This window comes from Mycetocola manganoxydans (genome assembly GCF_003667545.1).
In the GTDB taxonomy this organism is placed as follows: Bacteria; Actinomycetota; Actinomycetes; order Actinomycetales; family Microbacteriaceae; genus Mycetocola_A; species Mycetocola_A manganoxydans.
In genome coordinates, this window is sequence record NZ_RCUV01000003.1 from 49,985 (window position 1) to 69,956 (window position 19,972).

Here is a 19,972-nt window from a genome sequence, read left to right on the forward strand (position 1 = left end):
CCCCGGGCGGGGGGTTTACATCACCGGGCAAAGAGAGGACAAATGCTTCTCAGAGGGGGTTCTATGGCCGTGGCGTCTGAGCCTCGGCCCGGAGAGAGGCCATCCCGTGAAAACCTTCCGCGCCCTTGTCACCGTCACCACGATGGCGGTTGCTGCCGTCCTGCTGACCGCGCCACCCGCCTCAGCGGCGGACACTGTCGTGAGTGCGTCCGCTGTCGCCGATACGTATACGGCGTCGTCGTCGCCGTCGACGAACTACGGCACGAGTGCGTCGCTCGCCGCCTACTCCACGCCGGGAATCACGTCGCTTCTGCGTTTCACCATTCCCGCGACACCCGCAGGCCAGACCCTCACCGGGGCCGTCCTGCGACTGAGCACGACGAACATCACCTCAGCCGGATCAGCGAACCCGGCCAACGTCCGCACCGCCGCAGACACCTGGTCCGAAGCGTCCACCATCTACACCAACCGTCCCGCCGTGTCCGGCCCGGTGCTCGGCACCCTTCCCGGCGGCACAGCCCCGAACACCCGCTACGCCGTGACCCTCACCCCCGCGGCACTGGCCGCAGGATCGATCACCCTCGCGATTGAAGGAACCGGCACCGACAGCCTCTGGCTCTGGTCCCGCCAGGCACCAGCCACCGCCACCCGCCCCGTCCTCGACCTCACCTACACCGACGATACGGCTCCACCACCCGACACCACCGCACCGGGTGCTCCCGCCGCACTCGCGGCATCCGTCACCGGCACCACCGTGGCGCTGAGCTGGCAGGCGTCGACGGACAACGTCGGGGTCACCGGGTACACCGTGCACCGCTCGTCCACGGCGAACTTCACCCCGACCGCGGCTACGGTGATCGCCACCGTCCCTGGCACCAGTTTCTCGGATACCGACCGGCCAGCGGGAACCTGGCACTACCGCGTGACGGCAGGCGATGCTGCCGGCAACACGAGTGCGCCGTCATCTCCGGCGAGTGCGACCGTGTCACCCCCGGCTCAGCCGACGACGGCAAGCGTCGCCGCTGTCGCCGATACGTACACGGCATCGTCGTCGCCGTCGACGAACTACGGCACGAGTGCGTCGCTCGCCGCCTACTCCACGCCGGGAATCACATCGCTTCTGCGTTTCACCATTCCCGCGACACCCGCAGGCCAGACCCTCACCGGGGCCGTCCTGCGACTGAGCACGACGAACATCACCTCAGCCGGATCAGCGAACCCGGCCACCATCCGAACCGCCGCAGACACCTGGTCCGAAGCTGCCACCACCTACACCAACCGACCCGCCGTGTCCGGGCCGGTGCTCGGCACCCTCCCCGGCGGCACAGCCCCCAACACCCGCTACGCCGTGACCCTCACCCCCTCGGCACTGGCCGCAGGATCGATCACCCTCGCGATTGAAGGAACCGGCACCGACAGCCTCTGGCTCTGGTCCCGCCAGGCACCAGCAACCGCCACCCGCCCCGTCCTCGACCTCACCTACACCGGAGGAACCCCGCCTCCCCCGCCGGAGACCGCAACGATCATGGCGGTCGGCGATATCGCGTGCCAGTCGGGAACCGCCATCACGTCGACGGCCTGCAGGCACGGAGAGGTGGCATCCCTCATCCGGGCAGCGAACCCCGACCGGTTCATCGGGCTCGGAGACCTGCAGTACCAGCAGGCGACCTACGCTCAGTTCATGGCATCCGGCGCCTATAACGACACGTTCGGGCCACTCAAGCCGATCACCCTGCCGGTGCTCGGCAACCACGAGTACCTCGACTCGACGAACGGGTACTTCGATTACTTCTATGGCAGCGGGGTGTCGTCCGGTCCGCTTGGCAGCCGGCCGAACGGCTACTATTCGACGCAGATCGGCTCGTGGACCTTCATCGGCCTGAACACCGAATGCGGTACCGGCGGGGTAACGGGCGGATGTGGCGTCGGCAGCCCGCAGTACACCTGGCTGCAGGACCAACTGGCGTCGTCGAGCTCCTGCACCGTCGTGGCGACGCACCGTCCGCGCTGGTCAACCGGCGCGAGCCACGGCTCCTACCCGCAGATGTCCGCACTGTGGGATCTGATGGCTGTGAACGGTGTGGACATCACGATCAGCGGTCACAACCACGTCAGCGAGATCTTCAAGCCGATCGGGGTCTCAGGATCAGGGTCGACCCCTGCAATGGATGCGAACGGAATCCGCGCGTTCACTGCTGGGGGCGGCGGTGCCAACATCCAGGGCCTCACACCGACGACGGACCCGCTGATCTCAGCGCTGGAGGCCCGAAGCCGGGTGGCGTTCGGGCCTCTCGAGCTCGTCCTCGGTGATGGCGAGTATTCGTGGCGGTTCATCCCGATCTCCGGGATGACCTTCACCAACAGCGGCACCACCGGGTCATTCTCCGGATCGGATGACTGCCACTGATCACATCCGTTCCGGCTCCGACAGAACCCGCGTCATCACCGGTGCGGTGGCTTTGATCGTTCCCCACACCATGAGAACACCGGCGACGAGGCAACCGACGATCACCACCAATGACACCGGCGCGAAGATGAGCGCGAGCGAGGTGAGCGGGAAGACGAGGACCCCACCGACAAGCGCCGAACCGAACGTCGTGAAGCGCAGCGGTCCGAGGATCGCACGCGACCGGGACTGCTCGATGACGCTGCGCGGCATCCCGAGCCGGTCGAGGCTGACGTACAGGTCACGACGGTCGAGGATCCCGGCGGCCTGATTCACACCCACCGAGCATGCGACCATGAGGAATGAGATCAGGACCGTCACGAGGATGCCGGTCCTGATGTCAGCCATGAGCATGCGGGTGGGAGCGTCGTAGTCACCCTGGAACTGGTCCATGAACGAGACGCCTGTGCCGGCGACGACCGCGATGAAGCTCGTCATCGCGACACCGGAGACCTGCCTCCACGTCGCCTTGGGCGATTCGAGAATGGACCGGGCTGCGATGAGTCTGGACGCGGTCTTCGCCCGGCGGAGCGCAAGGCGAGCGGCCATGCCGATGGCCCACGGACCGATCAGATTGAGGATGCCGACACCGATTCCGAGGCCGGTTCCCAGAACGATGATGGTGAGCATCCAGTCGCCGCTGGAGCCAAGTGAACCGAGCATCACGTACGCAGCAAGAATCGCAACGACGCTGACGACGACTCGCGACCAGTGCAGTCGGGGAGCCGACTGCCTGGTCCGGACACCGAGCGGCGAGATCGTCACCTGGCGCAGACCGATGGCAGCGCTGACCGCGGCGAGGGCCGCGACCGCGAGGATGACGAGGAGAATCGCGCCGGGGCCGACCCACAGCGCTCCTGCTCCGATGGGCTCACCCTGGAACGGCAGAAGCCCGACGATCGGCATGGCGATGAGGTAGAGAACGACACCGGCGAGAGCGCCGAGGGTGGCGACGGCCGTCGACTCGAGGACCGTCATGCGGGTGACGACCCCCGGCGTTGCACCGATCAGCCGCAGTGTGGCAAGCCGGTCGTCGCGCCGGCGGGCAGACAGGCGTGCCGCGGCGCCGCCGAGGGCGATCAGCGGCACGATCAGGAGGACGAGCGCGATGACGCTGAGCATCTGGTAGAGGTCGGCGTCGGCGATGGTCCACCGCCAGAACATCATGACGCCGCCGAGCACGATGAGCAGTAGTGCGGTCGTCACGGCGAATGCGATGGCTGGCAGCGCCAGCACGGCTTTGGTCTGCGCGGTCGGTCGAGACAGCAACCAGGTCAGTCGGCCGATAGGGGCGCGTCCGGAGCGAGAAGCGGATGCCGGTGGCGGCGGCGCGAGAGTCGTGGCGGTCATGCGGTCACCGCGTTCGAACCGAAAGTGGTACCGACTGCCGTGTGAGACAGCACGCGACCGTCGCGCAGCCGAACGACGCGAGAACACCGCGCGGCGACGGTTTCGTCGTGGGTGACGACGACGAGGGCGTGACCCTGCCCGACGGTCGATCCGAGGAGGGCGCTCATCACGTCTTCGCTTGTCGCCGAGTCGAGGGCACCCGTCGGTTCGTCGGCGAAGACCACCGTTGCTCCGGTGACCTGCGCCCGGGCGATCGCGACGCGCTGGGCCTGACCGCCGGAGAGCTCACCGATGCGGCGGGTTTCCATCCCCCCGAGGCCGAGTGCGACCAGCCAGTGCTGCGCACGACCTTCGGCCTCCCGACGCGGATAGCCCGCGAGCATGAGCGGGAGTGCCGTGTTCTCGAGAGCCGTGAGTTCGGGAATGAGCAGTCCCTGCTGGAACACGAAACCGAACGCTTCTCGGCGCAACCGGGAACGTTCGCTCTCGTTCATCGCGGTGACATCCACCAGGCCGGACGCGGAGTAGAACCCGACATGTCCGGAGTCCGAGGGCGTGATGCCGGCGAGCGTGTGCAGAAGAGTCGTCTTGCCCGAGCCGGAGGCTCCCATGATGGCGACGGATTCGCCCGCGGCAATGGCGATGTCCACTCCGGCGAGCGCGGTGCTCGAGCCGTAGGTCTTCACGAGGGAGGAGCCGGTGAGGATCGGCGGGCGCTGCGCGGAATTCGCGGGCGGCATGGCGTTCGTGGGCTGTGGGGGCGTGAAGAAGTTCATGTTCCCACCCTCCCCTGCCCGGGGCATCCGCACATCGTGCGCCCGGCTGATCCGGCGTCATCCTCCCGGGTGACGTTGGGTCAGGCGACGGTACCCCGGTGCAGCCGGATGCGCTGCTGGGTGAGCAGAATGCCCACGAAGACGAGAACCGCTCCGAGCGGCTCGTGCCAGCTGAGCGACTCCTGCAGCAGAAGCACCCCGAGGACCACTCCGACGACCGGTGTGACGTAGGTGACCCCGCTGGTGGCCGTTGGACCCCACGCGGTGAGGACGTTCATGTTCCAGATGTAGACCACACCGGTTCCGAGCACGCCGAGTCCGACGAGGCTGAGCACCACCCAGAGGTCCAGGGACACCGGATGCCACGCGACAATCGGGGTGAGGACGGCCATGATCGCCGCGGCGAGGCCGATGTACATGAACGCGGAGGTGATCGATGGGACCTTGTACGGTGCGAGGAACTTGCGCAGGTAACCCAGCGCAAAGCCGTAGCAGGTGACAGCTCCCAGGCAGGCGAGCTGGCCGCGCCAGTCGCCGAGCAGCGTGCCCACCTGCCACGGGGCGACGATGACGAGCACACCGACCATCCCGAGGAGCACGCCGAGGACCTGGCCGAGATTGAGCTTCTCGACCCGGAATGCGAGCGTGGCGAGGACCGCCGTCGTGATCGGGGTGACGGCGTTGAGGATCGAGGCGAGGCTCGACGAGATGTATTGCTCCGCCCACGCGAACAACAGATACGGCACGACGCAGAACGTGACGGCGATGACCGTGAAGTGGAACCAGATGATGGGCCTGCGCGGCAGGCGTGCCCGCGTGACGAGGGCGATGATGCCGAGGGTGAGCGCGCCGAGCATGATCCGGGTCCAGGCCACTTGCCCGAAGGAGACACCGGTCAGCGCAACCTTCATGAAGAGAAAGCTGGATCCCCAGATCAGTCCCATTCCGACGAATTGCAGAACGATTCGTGGCTGCGCCGCGGGCAGCGGTGCGGTCGTGGGGCCGTCGCCGAGTCGGGCGGGAGCGGTGGATGTTTTCACTCAGTCAATCTAACGACAGCGGATGCCGCGTACTGGCGGATTCCGGCCACGTCACCACGAATTCCTGCCCTCGTTCAGCGGTCTGTGAGGGCGACGGGCTCATCGATGCGCGCGAGTCTCTTCTCGAGCCCCGCACGAATCGCGGGCCACTCCTCGACGAGAACCGAGTAAACCGCGCTGGTGCGCCAGCTTCCGTCTGCCCGCCGCTTGTCCCGGCGGATCAGCCCTTCGAACGTCGCGCCGATTCTCGCGATCGCGGCACGGGACTGTGCATTGCGTTCATCGGCCTGCAACTTCACCCTCCCGAAGCCGGAGTCGAATGCCAGGCCGAGCAGGAGAAGTTTCGCTTCCGGGTTGACCGCCGTTCCCCAGACGCGCGGGTCGTATGCGGTCCAGCCGAGATGGGCGTGCTCGTTTGCTTCGTCGAAGTCGCCGAGGGTCGATGTGCCGACGATGAGCCCGTCCGACTGTCCACCGACGAGCCGGATGGTGAACGACTGGTTCGTGCCCCCGTTGTAATAGCCGGCCGCGAACGAGGCGAACTCGTCGAGGTCTCGGGGCAGCCCTGCTGCACCGCCGCCGTAGCCGCCGGCGAAGACCTCGGGTTTGGCGACCGCGTCGAAGAGCCCCGGGTAGTCGTCGGCCGTCATCGGGTCGAGGCGCACGAAGTGGCCGGGGAGCGGTGCTGGTTCGGGAACGGTCGCTGTCACTCGCCCAGTTTAGAGTCGGGCTCGAACGAGGCAGGTCGGTGAACCGGCCTCGACGGCGCCGATCTGCTTCGACGGCACCCCGCGGGCATCCAGCCGGAAACTCGATACGTGACCGGATCTCTCATTCGCGACGTGCAGGTACTCTCCCGACTCGACGTGGTGCCTCGGCCAGTTGCCGCCGCTCTCGACGTCGCCGACCGCACGCAGCGTCGATCCGTCCCCCGAGATCGCGAGGGTTGCGACCCGGTTGCTTCCGCGAATCGACACGTGCAACGAATCGCGCGACGCCGCGAGAGAGATCTCTGAAGCGTTGTCGCCGTCTTCGATCGAGTCTGCTGTCGCGAGGACGGATGCCACGACGCGCCATTTCCCATCGTCGCTCCGTCCGAGCGTGAAGACCTCGTTGGAGTATTCGGTCACGAGGTGAACGTGGCCTGACGGGTGAGCCACGAGGTGGCGCGGCCCGACTCCGAACGGCAGGACGATCTCCTGGCTCGGCAGCAGCCGGCTGCCGACGCGAGCCCAGATCCGCACCGTGTCGTGTCCCAGGTCCGTGGTCGCGATTCTGCCCTCGGGCAGGACGAGCGACGCGTGCGCGCGGGACTGACGGTCCACAGCGGCGTCGCTGATCGCTTTGGCGAGGGCGAGTTCCGCGAACGGGTCGTCGCCGAAGTCCACCGGCTCGTCGGATGCCGCCTGCGCGGCGAGCGGGTTCCCGTACGGGTCGTGCGACGCATCCGCGACGACGCCGTCGGCCGCGAACGATCCGTTCGCAGCGAGCGCGAACACGACGACACGACCGTCGCCGTAACAACTCGCGATGAGCGCGGAACCATCCGGGGCCACGGTGAGCTGGCACACCGATTCGCCCGCTTCGATCGGTCTACCGAGCGGCACAAGCCCGAACTCGCCGCGGCGTGCGAGGGCCTCGACCGTGCCGGAAGGCTCGAGCGCGGCGTACACGACAGGGAGGGTGGGATGGGTGGCGACGAATGACGGGGAATCGAGGGCGGAGGATGACAACGGATGCAGCGTCCCGCGCTCTTCCTGGCGCAAAGCCGTGATCCCCGCCCCGCTTCCTCCGGCATCTTCTGTATACGAGCCGAGCCAGAACAGGGGGTGGGGAACGTCAAGCTGAGCCATGCTCTTCAGTCTGGCAGCAGTTTCTGCCAGCATGAAGCATGGGCACAGCCTCCAGCTTCTCTCGCGCAGCAGACGCTTTCGTCGATCTCGTCCGTGGCATCCGTTCCGACCAGTGGGGTGCCCCCGGTCTCGGCGTCTGGGATGTGCGATCACTCGTCGGGCACACCACCCGCGCACTCATCACTGTCCGCGACTATCTCGAACTCGACCCCGCCAACCAGGTCGACATGGAGACCGCGGGCGACTACTACGGGCAGATCTACCTCGTCTACACGAACCCGCAGGCGATCGCGCAACGCGGCATCGACGCCGGCATCGCCCTCGGTGACGACCCAGTGGAGCGAATAGAGGCGCTCAAGGCGCGGGCGCTCGAGCTGATCCTCGCGCAGGAGCCGTCACGGCTGGTGTCACTCGGCGGCATGGGCATCCCGCTCGACGAGTACTTGCGCACCCGGGTGTTCGAGTTGGTGGTGCACTCCATCGACATCGCGAGAGCGACCGGGCAACAGCCGCTTCTCGACCCGGACCTCATCGAGGAGTCGGCAGCGCTCGCGGGCGGTATCGCCGCACGGAAGGGCGACGGTGAGCAGGTGCTGATGGCGCTGACTGGTCGCGAGAGACTGCCTGAGGGATTCAGCGTCGTCTGACGCAGCGAAATTACCTCTTGACCGCTGAGCGTCGAGGAGTACGGTCGAAGGATGAATTTCGTTGAGGCCGTCGGCCTCACAAAGACGTACACCCCCAAAGGCGCTGAGCCGGTCCACGCTCTGGACGGGCTTGATCTCTCTGTGCCGCGTGGAACCATCACGGCGATCCTGGGGCCGAACGGGGCCGGCAAGACGACTGCGGTCAAGGTCCTGACGACGCTCATCATCCCCGACAGCGGCACTGCCACCATCGGCGGCATCGATGTCGTGAAGCGGCCCGACGACATTCGACCGATCATCGGGGTCTCCGGCCAGTACGCTGCCGTCGATGAGAACCTGACCGGCTTCGAGAACCTCGACATGGTGGGCAGGCTCTACCACCTGGGGGCTAAAGCTTCACGGGCCAGGGCGAAGGAACTCATCGAACTCTTCGATCTGACCGAAGCGATGAACCGGCCGGTGAAGGGATTCTCGGGTGGCATGCGACGCAGGATCGACCTCGCCGGGGCGCTCGTCACTCAACCCGAGGTTCTTTTTCTCGACGAACCGACAACGGGACTCGATCCGCGATCCCGGCTCGGCATGTGGGACATCATCCGGTCGCTCGTGAGCCAGGGAACCACGGTCCTGCTCACGACCCAGTACCTCGAGGAGGCCGACCAGCTCGCCGACGACATCAGTGTCATCGACGGGGGAAGGGTGATCGCGAGGGGCACGGCCGACGAGCTGAAGGCATCCGTCGGTGGGCAGCGTGTCGAGCTGAACCTCGTCACTCCGGACGACACCGCTGCGACGGTCGAGGTGCTGCGACGCTACGGGAACGCGGAACCTGCGGTGTCGAACGACGCACGCACCGTGACGGTGAGCGTCGCGCGAGGACCCGAAGCACTGCAGCTCGTGTTGCGTGACCTCGAGCAGCGGAACGTCGCCCTGTACGACGCCGGGATGCGGCGGCCGACACTCGACGACGTCTTCCTCCGGCTGACCGGTCGCACCACCGAAGAGACCGACTCCGAGGAGTCGAAGGAGAAAGCACGATGACCGCCTCGACGGCCACACGAACGGATGCTCCCCCGCAGCCGGGTCCCGCTGCACGCTGGTTGAACGACGGCTGGATCACCACCCGCAGGAATCTGATCAAGATCAAGCGAGTTCCTGACATCCTCGTCTTCACGACACTGCAGCCGATCATGTTCGTGCTGTTGTTCACCTACGTGTACGCGGGCGTCATCGACATCCCGGGCAGCACCTACAACGAATTCATCATGGCGGGCATCTTCGCGCAGACCGTCGTTTTCGGGTCAACGTATTCCGGCTCCGCGATGGCGCAGGATCTGAAGGACGGCATCATCGACCGCTTCCGGACGCTGCCGATGAGCCCTTCGGCCGTGCTGATCGGGAGGACCAACGGCGACCTCCTCATCAACAGCATCTCGATGGTGGTCATGATGGCGACCGGGTTCATCGTCGGGTGGCGGGTGCGCTCCAGTCTCATCGAAGCGATCGCCGGCGTCGGGCTGCTCCTGCTTTTCGCGTACGCACTGTCGTGGGTCATGGCGTTCCTCGGAATGATGGTGCGGAGCCCTGAGGTCATCAACAATGTGTCGTTCCTCATCCTGTTTCCGCTCACCTTCATTTCGAACGCGTTCGTTCCTGCAGAGACGCTCCCCCCTCCGTTACGCGTATTCGCCGAATGGAATCCCGTGACCTCTCTCGTGCAGGCCGCGAGGGAGTTGTTCGGCAACGTTCCTGCAGGCACACCGATCGGCGACAGCTGGGTGCAGCAGAACCCCGCTTTCGCTGTCCTCATCGGCGTCGCTGTCATCCTCATCGTTTTTGTCCCGCTCGCCATTCGTCGTTTCTCACAGGTCACGTCACGCTGATTTCGCCAATTCAGCACGTCCCCCAAAGAGGTGTCACAAATGTGTGCCAGAACTTGGGCGAAACTTGAGCAAGGATGGACTGAAAACCTGATTTTGGCGATGCAGAATCTAACTAAGCGGCAACCCGAATGCCGCTCTACGGGCGGATGCCCGGTGATACGACTCAGGATTGGCAGGCGTGGTGAATACCCCCCTCATCACCACGACTCATCCTGACGACACCGGCCATCCGCCCCTTCTCGATCCTGCCGCTCTCGATTCCCTCCTCGACTCGCTCGAGTCGGACGAGTCGGCGCTCGACGGGTTCGTCGCGAGATTCATGGGCCACTGGCCGGCGCGACTGCAGCGAGCAGAGCTGAGCATCCGGTCCCTCGACACCGTCGCGGCTCAGGATTGCGCATTGAGCATCAAGGTCGCCGCCCAGATGGTCGGTGCGATGCAGCTCGCTGCATACGGGGCAGCGCTGGAAAGCCTGGCCCGAACCGGCCGGCTCCACGAAGCCGAGCCGTTCCTGCCTGCCTTGCAGGCGGTCGGCGATGCGACGCTGCGCGAGCTGGCTGTGCTCCGCAAACTGGATCTCGCGGCCTGAACCGCGCGGCGATCAGTCGCGGTTCGGCGAGAGCCGGTAGCCGACGCCACGCACGGTTTCGATCCAGCGCGGATGCTTCGGGTCATCTGACAGCTTGCGCCGCAGGTTGGCGAAGTGAACTTCGATCGAACGTTCTTCGGACTCGCTGACGAAATCGTTGGCGACGTACGCTTCGTCGCGGAGTTCCCGCACGAGGTCCGCCTTGGAGCGCACGCGCCGTTTGCTGTGCAGCAGTGAACGCAGGAGGTCGAACTCGGTGCGAGTGAGTTCGAGCTCGTCTCCCCCGAGCTCGACCGTGCGGGTGTCGGCATTGAGACTCAAGCCATTGTGGGTGTAGACGAGCTCGTCGTCGTTCGCGGGAACGTCTGGCGCTGGAATGGGAGCCGGAGTCTCGGGGACCGGGGCCGGAGCGGCGGCGGGCGCGGGAGCATCCGTGTCGAACTGGCTTGCGGCGCGGGGGCGGCGCAACATAGCTTCGATGCGGGCGCGCAGTTCACGGGGACGGAACGGTTTGATGACGTAGTCGTCTGCACCGGATTCGAGGCCGAAGAGAAGGTCGGCTTCGTCGGACTGTGCGGTCAGCATGACGATGTAGCAGTCGGTGAAGAGGCGGATGCGGCGGGCAACTTCGAGTCCGTCGATGTCGATGAGGCCGATGTCGAGTGTGACGACGGTCGGCTTCTTCTCGCGGACGAGTTCGACGCCTTCTGTTCCGCTCGCGGTCGATGTGACTTCGAATCCGGCCTGGCGCAGCACTGTTTCGACGAGACCGCGAATGTCGGCGTCATCTTCGATGACTACGGCGGTGCGGCGTATGTCCTCTGCCATGTGGTGCTGTTCCCCCGGAAGTGCTGTGCACTCCGATGAGCGCCCCTCGATGATCCGATGGAATCGGACCAACAGTCACTCTAGTGGGGGTCTACCGCTTCGTCACGCCGATTGCGTTTACCGATAAGGAGCAGTCCGATGCAGGTGACGACGGCTGCGGCGATGAGGATGTCGCGGACCGACGCCCCTGTTGAGGGCAGGGCGGGAGGGGCAGCTCCGTCTGCAGCCGGGATTTCTGTGCCCGGGGTGGGTGCCGGCGTCGGGTCTGCGGGAGGAGCCGGTGTCGTCGGATCGGCAGGGTCCGTCGATGTGGGGATGTCTGCGGCGACGACCAGAAGGGCCAGGTCGATGGACTGCTGCTGGGTGGCGTTACTCGACGCAAACGGAAGCTCGAAGGTGACGTCGATGGGAACCGTCGCTGCCGCACTGCGGCCGAGGTCGAGCATGACGTCCCCGTGCATGAGTGCGGCCGCTGAAGAAGCGAGTTCGATGCCGTTGCTCGCGACGGTGATGACGACATCCTCTTCGACGGGAGTCGGGGTTGCTTCACGGTCGGACCGGTTGTTGCCGAGAGTGATCATGAGGCTCGATTCGCCGCCACCGGTGCGGTGGGCGAGAACGGTGGTGCTCACCTTGTCGCCGGGAACCATGGTCCAGTCGGTGAACAGAGTTCCGACGGGTGATCCATCCGTGCGTGTGATGCTGAGGCTGCGTTCACCGGTGTCGGCGGTGGCGACGGATGCTCCGCCGAGCGTGAGTGCAAGAGCTGCGGCGCTCGCGAGCAGGCCGGCGCCGATGCGGGTGAAGATTGTCATTTGACGAACACCTCGACTTCCAGGTCTTCCGGCGGCGTTCCCGCACCCCACCATTCGAGGACGACGTACTGAACCTTTGTGCCAGTGGTGTCGCGCAACAGAGAATCGACGGAACTCGAGCCTTTGGGAAGAACCACCGTTGGCGTGGCGGTTGGCGACGCATCTGCGGTCACCGTCACGTCGATTTCTCGGGATTGGTACTGCGTCCAGGTGCTGCTCCTCGGGCACGCCGTAGAGCTGTTGTACCAGTTGTCTCTCCAGTCCTCCCACAAAAGCTTGGAGCGACACTGCAACTGCTGGACGGTTGTCGTTGTCGTTGGCCACGCGCCCGAAGCTGAATAGTACTTCTCCGCGAGGTAGGTCGTTGAGTTCCGGTGAACGGCATTGGCTGCCGCCGCAGTGTCGACGCCCGAGAACACGTTGTTGTAATTCGTGGCTCCGGATCCACCATCAACTCGGCACGTCTTACTCGCACAGAACGGATCATTCGCGAAATCGGCGTTCTTGGTTCGACCGTTCGTCAGCATCCAGCTGTAGCGCATAGTCAGGGGGTCGGCATTCGCGCCGGACTGTCCACCAAGCCTGTTGATACCTCGGTGGGCGTCTCGAAGTTCCACTCCGGGCCGGGTCGAATTGGTCGTTGAGCCGTTGATCGCCAGAAGCGCGTCGGTGTTCAGGCGCGCGCGAGCGAACGGTACGGTTGCACTTGGGGCGGCGTCCCATACGAAAGCGCTTGCTGCCGTTGTGGCGTAGTTACCGCGCCAGGCAGTCAGCTTGATCGACTGGGTCGCACTCATTCCGGGCGTGCAGCTCCACAGCCTCACGCCGAGCTGGTTCTCGACGCCGCCGATGTGAGGGGCCAACGGCTCGACCGGCTCGAAGCTGCCATCGTTGACGACGGGCACAACGAGCATTCGAACGGTCGTTTTTCCGGCTCTCGGATCCGTCGTGCTCTCCGGCGCCTGGATTTCGGTGAACTCGCTCAGCTTATAAACGTTCGACGCAACAGCGGGGTTCGGAACCGAACACCAGGTGCCCACGCCGGACGAAGCGTGAACCACAGCCGCCTTTATCGTGAGGTGCGCGCCCGTTGTCGAGGCGGGCAATCCTATGCCGATCATCGTGACGACCGCTGCTGCAGCGACGATCGCTGTACGCGGAACCGTGCGGAAGGAGATCCTCATCAATTTTCCTCTGCCCGGGGCACCTGCGCGAGTGTTGCGTTGGCCGCGAAATCGACCAAAGGGTTCAACGATGCCGAGCCGCGCAGATTCAACAGTGCGCGTGAAACATCGACATTCTTTCCGGAGATGTTCGCAACCGCAGGAATGGAGAGGGTTACGGTGACCTTGCAGCTTTCGCCCGGTTTCAACGTCTGGCCAGGCGCGTTTCCTATGACCCAGCTCGGGGCGCCCGGGGTTTGATTCACCGTGCACTCGCCGACTGTTTCAGCGTTCACAGCAAGGTAGCCCTTGCTGTAGATCTCCGTCCAGACGCTCGTCGCTGGAGCGCTGATCGAACCGAGGATCCGGCTCTGAACCGCATCGCCCGATCCACTGGCCAGCGTGTAGGTGATTTTCTGGCCGCGTTTGCCGGGGATCAGACCTTGCGCGCTCGGCGCGGAGACAGTCGACGCGACGTCGGAGGCGGACGCGAGGTCGAAGTAAGTCGCGGTGATTCCGGCGGTGATCGAGAGCAGACCAGATTCGATTTGCTGCGGAGTTTGCTCGGTCGCATCGTTCCAGTACGCCATTGTGACTGGTCCACCGATGAGAGCCGCGGCCGCGACGAGTGCTGTGAGCGCGAGTGCCACCGGTTTGGTCACCGGCGCACGAAGTTTGCTTGAGCGGGTTGCCATCGGGATGCTATGCGGGGATCTGCTCGAGCGTGTATGTGGCGCCGAGCGAAACCTTGCCACCCATCGCGTCGTTGTATTGGCCAGCCGTCGCGCCCCAAGGGAACGAAACGTCGACCGTGACCGGGATATCGCGCTTCGCAGTGGAGCTCAGGATGACCGACTGCGCGGCGTCAGCGACACCAGCAAAGTTCGTCTGTTCCACCTTCTTAATGGTGATGGTCATCGCAGAAGCGAGCGCGGTGTCCGCCTCAGTGGCTGTTGTGTTGACCGCTCCGGCTGTCTTCGTCGGCGCAACGCTGAAGCGGGCCTTCATGTTCTGACCGATCAGGGTGACGGGAATGCTCACCGTCGCGGTGACGACGTCCCCGGGAACAAGAGGTCCGCCGGAATAAGCTCCGGACGCGCTGCACGAGGTGGGCGAGGTGCAGTTCTTGATCGTGGGGGTCGCCCCGATCTTGACCTCGGAGGTCGAACCGAGGTCAAGTGTTCCAGACGAAATCGTCTGAGGGGTGCTGGTCGAAGAATCAGACCAGAAAGCGAGTGAGCCCGCACCGCCCAAGAGGAGTGCGACGCCAAGGGCTGCTGCAACGGATGAGGCGATCAGAGTGCGGGTTGGCTTCTTCATGATGGTCCTTCCGTAGCAGTAAGAGTTAGGGGTGATGCGGTCGGGTGTTGCGGGTGTTGCGTGTGCTGCCTGCGGAGATGTGGGCCCTGCCGTGTCGGATACTCGACAGGGCCCTGGGATCAGCTCAGCTGATCCCGCCTCCGCTGCAAGGTGAAGGTATTACGGCGTGACAGTTCCCGCGGCGACCTGCGTCAGTGTGTAGGCGGCTCCGAAGTTGTAGTTCGAGATCAGCTTCGTGGCGTTCGTGGCGTTCCAGTCGAAAGTCACGACGAGCTTGATTGTGGCGTCCGTCGTAACCTTGACCGGGGCGGTTACCTTGGTGCCGTTGACAAAGACTTCCTGTGTCACAGCGCTGGTGAGAGCGGCGGGCACTGCGATGGGAGCGACAGTCAGCTCAGCTGCGATGTTCTGGCCGACAAGCGTCACCGGAAGCGTCAACTGACGTGTAAGCACGTCACCTGGGACGATTTTCATCGTGTCTGGCTTGAAGTCCACCGATGCGGTCTTCTTGGTAACGCTGGGAGTGCCAGTCGTGACGACCTGCTGAATTTTCCAGGTGTCATTCGCAATGGTCCCAAAGTCGAGGTCACCAGACGAAATGGTCTGGGCGGTCGTCTCGGCATTGTCAGACCAGTAGGCGAGGGTGCCGGCTCCACCGAGGAGGAGGGCTGCTCCGACTGCTGCTGCGACTGCTGCTGCGGTGGTCTTCTTCATGTTGAACTTCTTCATGGTGTTTCCCTTGGGCTGGCAGCGGAGGAGCTGCGGTGATGTTCTTGCCTTGCGCTTCGAACAAGATTGATACTTCCGAATGAAACCCAAGATGCGACCAGTGCTCCCGCAAGGTTCGGAAAATTCCGGGTCGTTTCCGAAAGACTTGCTCAAGATCGACGCAATTTCGCGTCTTTGCAACGATGAGAGCGCGATCACGCGTGCGGCGGCATCCAACAATTGATGCTCATTTCGTGACCTTGGTGCTCTCCCGCAGCGGGAGCCTCAGGCGTACCATCTGCGCTGAGGGGGCTGAACCTTAAAGGAGGGGACCGCGATGAAGCGTTCCTTTGCATTACTTCTCAGCGTGCTGCTCGGCGCAGTGTTTCTTGTGTCGACCGGTCCCGCTGCCACCGCCGCTCCATATTGCGGCATCACCTGGGGCTCGCTCGCCGAGACCCAGCGGATCGGCTCGCCGGAGGCCTATCCGACCGGAGTCCGTGCCGGCCAGCACGAGTGCTTCGACCGCATGGTCATCGATATCAACGGGAAGGTCCGTGGATTCGATGTTCGATACGTCAGTTCCGTAAAACGAGACGGATCCGGAGCCGTGGTTCCACTACGCGGCGCCGCCGACCTGCAGGTCATCGCTCTCATGGCCAACTACACCTCGACGGGCCAGCAGATCTGGAGAGCGGGCAACCCCAACGAGCTCGTTCCCCTGACCGGGTTCTCGACGTTCCGTCAGGTCGCCTATGCCGGGAGTTTCGAGGGGCAGACGAACTTCGGACTTGGTGTTCGCGCACGACTTCCCTTCCGTGCCTTCATCCTTGATGGGCCACTTCACACAAGCCGGCTCGTCATCGACGTCGCGCATCGGTGGTGATCGTTGGGGAGGATCAGGCGCCTTGGTCCTCCCCAGAGAGGTGTTCCGAGCTAGCTTGCCCACAGAAGCCCTGACTCTCGATTTATTGTCGGTGGTCAGGTGTTAACTTGAGGCATGGAAAGCACCGACGCTGCCCCAGACGACTCCCCCGACGAGAGCCCCGACGAGCCCACGCTCGACATCCACGTCGAGCCCACCACGGCCGCGATCATCGCCGATACCTCCCTCGCCCTGCTCGGTGCCGTCTCCCAGATCGATCGCCTCGAGGCTCGCCAGTCAGCTTGGAAAGCGGAGTTCATCGATCAGGCCCGTCGCATCGCGCTCATGACCGAAGAGGCTGTCATCACCGTTGGCAAGAACTTCTCGCCCGCCCAACGCCAGGACCTCGCCCGCCGAGCCTTCATCTCCGAGGTTGCGTGCGAACTCCGCATCCCCGAGCGCAGTGCCATCGCCCTGATCGACGAGAGTGAAGCACTCATGCACCGCCTGCCGCTCACTCTCGCCGCGCTCCGCGAGGGCGAGATCACCTATCGTCACGCCCAGTACCTCATCGACGAGACAGCAACTCTCGATCCGGATGCCGCGGGGCAACTCGAACGGGGAGCCCTCCCCTTCGCGCGCAACCTGACGCCGGCCCGGTTCCGGCAGAAAGCACGAACCCTCCGTGAGAGGCTGCGACCCGAGTCTGCCGTCGACCGGCGCGAGAAGTGCTCGAGCGACCGCAAGGTCGAGTACATCCCGGCGCGTGACGGTATGGCCTGGCTGAGCCTCTACACGACAGCACCGGTTGCCGGGGCACTGTTCACTTCCATCCGAACCCAATCGGTCAGCCTCCAGGGGCCGGCCGAGTCGCGCACGCTCGGGCAACTCGATGCCGATGTTTGTGCCGACGCCCTGTTCGATGGCTTGACGGGCACGCTGGGCGAGGCGGGCGAGCAGGGCGCGCCCGAATGCGCCGACCCCTCTTTGTCAGCCGGCGCTGACGCTGCCCAAGCTGCGCCAGGCTCAGGACCGGGTTCGAAACCGGGCGCCGCGCTCCGCAGGATCACGCCGAACGTGACGGTGACCGTGCCGATACTTTCCCTGCTCGGAAGAAGCGATGAGCCGGCCACCCTCGATGGCTTCGGACCCATCGACATCGAAATGGCCCGCAAGCTCGTTGGTCAGGCCACTTCGTTCACAAGAATCCTGACCGACCCCGATTCCGGCGCCGCCGTCGTCTGGGGAACCAGGAGATACAAGCCGACAACGACGATGAAGAAGTTCCTCCGGTACCGCGATCAACGGTGTCGCTTTCCTGGGTGCAACCGCGTCGCCGAGTTCTGTGACATCGATCACACGATTCCCTACGGCTTTGGTGGCGAGACCGAGCTCGACAACCTCGCGGCGCTGTGCCCCAAACACCATCGAATGAAACATGACACCACCTGGAAGGTGGAGCAACTGGGCGGCGGACGGCTTCGATGGACATCACCGAATGGGCGCACCTATCCGACGCATCCCGAAAACGAGGTGAGGCCCTTCACTCCGAAGACAACGGCACCGTCGTCGGATCCTCCGCCGTTCTAGCGGATCGACGTTCTTGGCGAGTTAGCGTTCTCGTCGGTTGATTCTGCGGAGTCTTCCGTAGATGCGGACGCTCCATCGCCACCGCGCTTCTTTTTTCCCCGAACCGCAACAACCACGAGGGTCACGACCGCGTACCCGATGAGCCCCACTCCCAGGCCCTGGGCGAGCCAGGTGCGGGCGTCGCTCGTCACACCGTTGGTGACGTAGCCGATCACCGGAAGCCAGTACCAGGCCTTGCCGCGGACCTGTTCTTCGCGCACCAGTTCCTGGTCGGGAATCGGGTTGGCATCGCCCTGTGTCTCGAGTCGCACACCGTCAGGAGTGACGTTGACACCGATCACCCTGTGAGTGACGACATCCGGTTCGCCTGAGCGGATCTGGTAGGTGATCACATCACCAACCGTGATGTCCGCAAAGTCGATCGGCTTCACGACCACGGTGGTTCCCGGCGGCATGGTCGGCCGCATCGACCCGGTCAGCACTGTGTACGGCGTCGACCCCGTCACCCGTGGCACGAGCACAAACCCGATGATCAGGGCACCGCACACGATGAGCACGATCCAGCTGACACTCTTCAGCAGGATGCTCCCGATCCGGCCGATCACGGACGGTCGCTTCTCCGGTCGCTTCTCTGTTCCGGATGCCGACGTTGCCCGAGGCGATCCAGTAGCGCGAGCAGCCCGAGCAGCACGCCGCGTGGGGGCCGGTTCGTCCGCTTCCGGACTTGCTGCTTCCCTGCCCAGCGTCTCCCCGCCCGGCGATTCCCCGGTCAGCGACTCCGCCACGTTCAGTCGATCAGGTCGTGCCGCACGACGATCGCATCCCGGCCCGGGCCGACACCGATCGCGGAAATCCGCGAACCGCTCATCGCTTCAAGAGCGAGAACGTAGTCCTGCGCGTTCTTCGGCAGGTCCTCGAATCGACGGCATCCGGAGATGTCTTCCTTCCACCCCGGGAACTCCTCATAGATGGGAGTCGCGTGGTGGAAGTCGGACTGAGACACCGGCACTTCTTCGTGACGCACACCGTCGACGTCGTAGGCGACGCACACGGGAATCGTGTCGAGCTCGTCGAGGATGTCGAGCTTGGTCAGCACGAAGTCGGTCACACCGTTGATCCGCGCCGAGTACCGGGCGATCGGCGCGTCGTACCAGCCAACGCGACGCGGACGCCCGGTGGTGGTTCCGAATTCGAAACCGCGCGACCGCAAGTGGTCACCGGATGCATCGAACAACTCGGTCGGGAACGGACCAGCGCCGACACGAGTCGTGTACGCCTTGACGATGGCGATGACCCGGTCGATCCGGTTGGGCGCGATACCGGAACCGGTCGCAGCTCCACCGGAGGTCGCGTTGGAAGACGTGACGAACGGGTACGTTCCGTGGTCGACATCGAGCATCGTGGCCTGGCCGCCCTCGAACAGCACGGTCTCGTTCCGCTCAAGCGCCTGATGCAGCTCCAGGGCGGTGTCGGCGACCATCGGACGCAGTCGCTCCGTGTACGAGAGCAGGTCTTCGACGATCTCGTCGGCCGAAATGGCACGACGGTTGTAGATCTTGAGCAGCATGTGGTTCTTGACGTCGAGAGCGCCTTCGACCTTCTGCCGCAGGATGTTCTCGTCGAACAGGTCCTGGATCCGGATGCCGACCCGGTTGATCTTGTCGGCATATGCGGGGCCGATTCCACGGCCGGTGGTGCCGATCTGTCGCTTGCCGAGGAACCGCTCCGTGACCTTGTCGAGCGTGCGGTGGTAGTGGGTGATCACGTGGGCGTTGGCCGAAACCTTGAGCCGTGACACGTCGACACCACGAGCGCTGAGCGCTTCGAGCTCGGAGAACAGCACCTCGAGGTCGATGACGACACCGTTCGAGATGACCGGGGTGACCCCGGGAGTCAGGATGCCGGACGGCAGCAGGTGGAGAGCGTATTTCTCATTCCCGACGACGACGGTGTGGCCGGCGTTGTTTCCACCGTTGAATTTAACGACATAGTCGATGCGGCTGCCGAGGAGGTCGGTTGCCTTTCCCTTGCCCTCGTCGCCCCACTGGGCGCCGACGATCACGATTGCTGGCATGGCGGATGCTCCTTCTTGGCGGAAA

The 19,972-nt window shown here is 64.6% G+C and carries 20 protein-coding genes; 7 read left to right on the forward strand and 13 right to left on the reverse strand.

The features are described from left to right. Positions 1 to 106: 106 nt before the first annotated feature. Positions 107 to 2,407 carry a CBM96 family carbohydrate-binding protein gene (locus D9V29_RS02530; protein ID WP_183084893.1) on the forward strand — a complete coding sequence of 767 codons (2,301 nt, stop codon included), beginning with the start codon at positions 107 to 109 and terminating at the stop codon, positions 2,405 to 2,407. Here the strand turns inward: D9V29_RS02530 and D9V29_RS02535 are convergent, their stop codons facing one another. The 5 genes from D9V29_RS02535 to D9V29_RS02555 all read right to left on the reverse strand — a co-directional run bounded on the left by D9V29_RS02535 (position 2,408) and on the right by D9V29_RS02555 (position 7,465). Next, entirely contained in the window at positions 2,408 to 3,796 is a 1,389-nt protein-coding gene (locus D9V29_RS02535) for an FtsX-like permease family protein (RefSeq protein WP_121671762.1), read from the reverse strand. Next, positions 3,793 to 4,572, reverse strand: a complete 780-nt coding sequence (locus D9V29_RS02540; protein WP_373294804.1) for an ABC transporter ATP-binding protein — start codon at positions 4,570 to 4,572, stop codon at positions 3,793 to 3,795. Before D9V29_RS02540 ends, D9V29_RS02535 begins: the two co-directional genes overlap by 4 nt. A gap of 80 nt (positions 4,573 to 4,652) precedes the next feature. Next, positions 4,653 to 5,558, reverse strand: coding sequence for a DMT family transporter (locus D9V29_RS02545; RefSeq protein ID WP_373294807.1), 906 nt, complete (start codon positions 5,556 to 5,558; stop codon positions 4,653 to 4,655). A 128-nt stretch (positions 5,559 to 5,686) separates the two neighbouring features. Then, positions 5,687 to 6,322 carry a GNAT family N-acetyltransferase gene (locus tag D9V29_RS02550; RefSeq protein WP_121671763.1) on the reverse strand — a complete coding sequence of 212 codons (636 nt, stop codon included), beginning with the start codon at positions 6,320 to 6,322 and terminating at the stop codon, positions 5,687 to 5,689. A 9-nt stretch (positions 6,323 to 6,331) separates the two neighbouring features. Then, entirely contained in the window at positions 6,332 to 7,465 is a 1,134-nt protein-coding gene (locus tag D9V29_RS02555; protein ID WP_121671764.1) for a lactonase family protein, read from the reverse strand. Positions 7,466 to 7,503: 38 nt separating this feature from the next. Between D9V29_RS02555 and D9V29_RS02560 the strand changes: the two genes are divergently transcribed. From D9V29_RS02560 to D9V29_RS02575, 4 genes are all read left to right on the forward strand, one after another. Continuing rightward, entirely contained in the window at positions 7,504 to 8,112 is a 609-nt protein-coding gene (locus D9V29_RS02560; RefSeq protein ID WP_121671765.1) for a maleylpyruvate isomerase family mycothiol-dependent enzyme, read from the forward strand. A gap of 51 nt (positions 8,113 to 8,163) precedes the next feature. Next, positions 8,164 to 9,153 carry an ATP-binding cassette domain-containing protein gene (locus tag D9V29_RS02565; RefSeq protein WP_121671766.1) on the forward strand — a complete coding sequence of 330 codons (990 nt, stop codon included), beginning with the start codon at positions 8,164 to 8,166 and terminating at the stop codon, positions 9,151 to 9,153. Further along, positions 9,150 to 9,995: an ABC transporter permease gene (locus tag D9V29_RS02570; protein WP_121671767.1), complete on the forward strand. Its 846-nt coding sequence runs from the start codon at positions 9,150 to 9,152 to the stop codon at positions 9,993 to 9,995. The genes D9V29_RS02565 and D9V29_RS02570 overlap by 4 nt, the downstream gene beginning before the upstream one ends. 178 nt (positions 9,996 to 10,173) lie before the next feature. Then, positions 10,174 to 10,584: an Hpt domain-containing protein gene (locus tag D9V29_RS02575; RefSeq protein WP_121671768.1), complete on the forward strand. Its 411-nt coding sequence runs from the start codon at positions 10,174 to 10,176 to the stop codon at positions 10,582 to 10,584. Positions 10,585 to 10,596: 12 nt separating this feature from the next. On the opposite strand, the gene D9V29_RS02580 is transcribed toward D9V29_RS02575, so the two are convergent. The 6 genes from D9V29_RS02580 to D9V29_RS02605 form a co-directional block, all read right to left on the reverse strand. Then, on the reverse strand, positions 10,597 to 11,412 hold the full coding sequence (locus tag D9V29_RS02580; protein WP_121671769.1) for a response regulator transcription factor: 816 nt from the start codon (positions 11,410 to 11,412) through the stop codon (positions 10,597 to 10,599). Positions 11,413 to 11,492: 80 nt separating this feature from the next. Then, complete coding sequence (locus tag D9V29_RS02585) at positions 11,493 to 12,227, reverse strand: hypothetical protein (RefSeq protein ID WP_121671770.1); 735 nt, start codon at positions 12,225 to 12,227, stop codon at positions 11,493 to 11,495. Beyond that, entirely contained in the window at positions 12,224 to 13,411 is a 1,188-nt protein-coding gene (locus D9V29_RS02590; RefSeq protein WP_121671771.1) for a hypothetical protein, read from the reverse strand. The genes D9V29_RS02585 and D9V29_RS02590 overlap by 4 nt, the downstream gene beginning before the upstream one ends. Further along, positions 13,411 to 14,085, reverse strand: coding sequence for a SipW-dependent-type signal peptide-containing protein (locus tag D9V29_RS02595; protein WP_121671772.1), 675 nt, complete (start codon positions 14,083 to 14,085; stop codon positions 13,411 to 13,413). The genes D9V29_RS02590 and D9V29_RS02595 overlap by 1 nt, the downstream gene beginning before the upstream one ends. A gap of 7 nt (positions 14,086 to 14,092) precedes the next feature. Continuing rightward, positions 14,093 to 14,710 (reverse strand): alternate-type signal peptide domain-containing protein, encoded by a 618-nt coding sequence (locus tag D9V29_RS02600; RefSeq protein WP_121671773.1) that lies wholly within the window; start codon positions 14,708 to 14,710, stop codon positions 14,093 to 14,095. A gap of 159 nt (positions 14,711 to 14,869) precedes the next feature. Then, positions 14,870 to 15,439: an alternate-type signal peptide domain-containing protein gene (locus D9V29_RS02605; protein ID WP_121671774.1), complete on the reverse strand. Its 570-nt coding sequence runs from the start codon at positions 15,437 to 15,439 to the stop codon at positions 14,870 to 14,872. A 316-nt stretch (positions 15,440 to 15,755) separates the two neighbouring features. Here D9V29_RS02605 and D9V29_RS02610 point away from each other — a divergent pair, with 316 nt between their 5' ends. Further along, complete coding sequence (locus tag D9V29_RS02610) at positions 15,756 to 16,304, forward strand: AMIN-like domain-containing (lipo)protein (RefSeq protein ID WP_121671775.1); 549 nt, start codon at positions 15,756 to 15,758, stop codon at positions 16,302 to 16,304. 114 nt (positions 16,305 to 16,418) lie between these two features. Next, entirely contained in the window at positions 16,419 to 17,873 is a 1,455-nt protein-coding gene (locus D9V29_RS02615; protein ID WP_121671776.1) for an HNH endonuclease signature motif containing protein, read from the forward strand. Here D9V29_RS02615 and D9V29_RS02620 read toward each other — a convergent pair. Both D9V29_RS02620 and D9V29_RS02625 read right to left on the reverse strand, forming a co-directional pair. Beyond that, positions 17,870 to 18,478 (reverse strand): signal peptidase I, encoded by a 609-nt coding sequence (locus D9V29_RS02620; RefSeq protein WP_183084894.1) that lies wholly within the window; start codon positions 18,476 to 18,478, stop codon positions 17,870 to 17,872. The genes D9V29_RS02615 and D9V29_RS02620 overlap by 4 nt on opposite strands. A gap of 182 nt (positions 18,479 to 18,660) precedes the next feature. Beyond that, a complete protein-coding gene (locus tag D9V29_RS02625) occupies positions 18,661 to 19,947 on the reverse strand; it encodes an adenylosuccinate synthase (RefSeq protein WP_121671778.1) in 1,287 nt (428 codons plus the stop codon). Positions 19,948 to 19,972 lie beyond the last annotated feature (25 nt).

Coding starts and splice junctions, on each gene's coding strand:
- D9V29_RS02585 (WP_121671770.1), bottom strand. CDS start 12,227: ATGACAATCTTCACCCGCATCGGCGCCGGCCTGCTCGCGAGCGCCGCA.
- D9V29_RS02560 (WP_121671765.1), top strand. CDS start 7,504: ATGGGCACAGCCTCCAGCTTCTCTCGCGCAGCAGACGCTTTCGTCGAT.
- D9V29_RS02625 (WP_121671778.1), bottom strand. CDS start 19,947: ATGCCAGCAATCGTGATCGTCGGCGCCCAGTGGGGCGACGAGGGCAAG.
- D9V29_RS02595 (WP_121671772.1), bottom strand. CDS start 14,085: ATGGCAACCCGCTCAAGCAAACTTCGTGCGCCGGTGACCAAACCGGTG.
- D9V29_RS02605 (WP_121671774.1), bottom strand. CDS start 15,439: ATGAAGAAGTTCAACATGAAGAAGACCACCGCAGCAGCAGTCGCAGCA.
- D9V29_RS02615 (WP_121671776.1), top strand. CDS start 16,419: ATGGAAAGCACCGACGCTGCCCCAGACGACTCCCCCGACGAGAGCCCC.
- D9V29_RS02590 (WP_121671771.1), bottom strand. CDS start 13,411: ATGAGGATCTCCTTCCGCACGGTTCCGCGTACAGCGATCGTCGCTGCA.
- D9V29_RS02610 (WP_121671775.1), top strand. CDS start 15,756: ATGAAGCGTTCCTTTGCATTACTTCTCAGCGTGCTGCTCGGCGCAGTG.
- D9V29_RS02535 (WP_121671762.1), bottom strand. CDS start 3,796: ATGACCGCCACGACTCTCGCGCCGCCGCCACCGGCATCCGCTTCTCGC.
- D9V29_RS02580 (WP_121671769.1), bottom strand. CDS start 11,412: ATGGCAGAGGACATACGCCGCACCGCCGTAGTCATCGAAGATGACGCC.
- D9V29_RS02565 (WP_121671766.1), top strand. CDS start 8,164: ATGAATTTCGTTGAGGCCGTCGGCCTCACAAAGACGTACACCCCCAAA.
- D9V29_RS02600 (WP_121671773.1), bottom strand. CDS start 14,710: ATGAAGAAGCCAACCCGCACTCTGATCGCCTCATCCGTTGCAGCAGCC.
- D9V29_RS02540 (WP_373294804.1), bottom strand. CDS start 4,572: ATGAACTTCTTCACGCCCCCACAGCCCACGAACGCCATGCCGCCCGCG.
- D9V29_RS02555 (WP_121671764.1), bottom strand. CDS start 7,465: ATGGCTCAGCTTGACGTTCCCCACCCCCTGTTCTGGCTCGGCTCGTAT.
- D9V29_RS02570 (WP_121671767.1), top strand. CDS start 9,150: ATGACCGCCTCGACGGCCACACGAACGGATGCTCCCCCGCAGCCGGGT.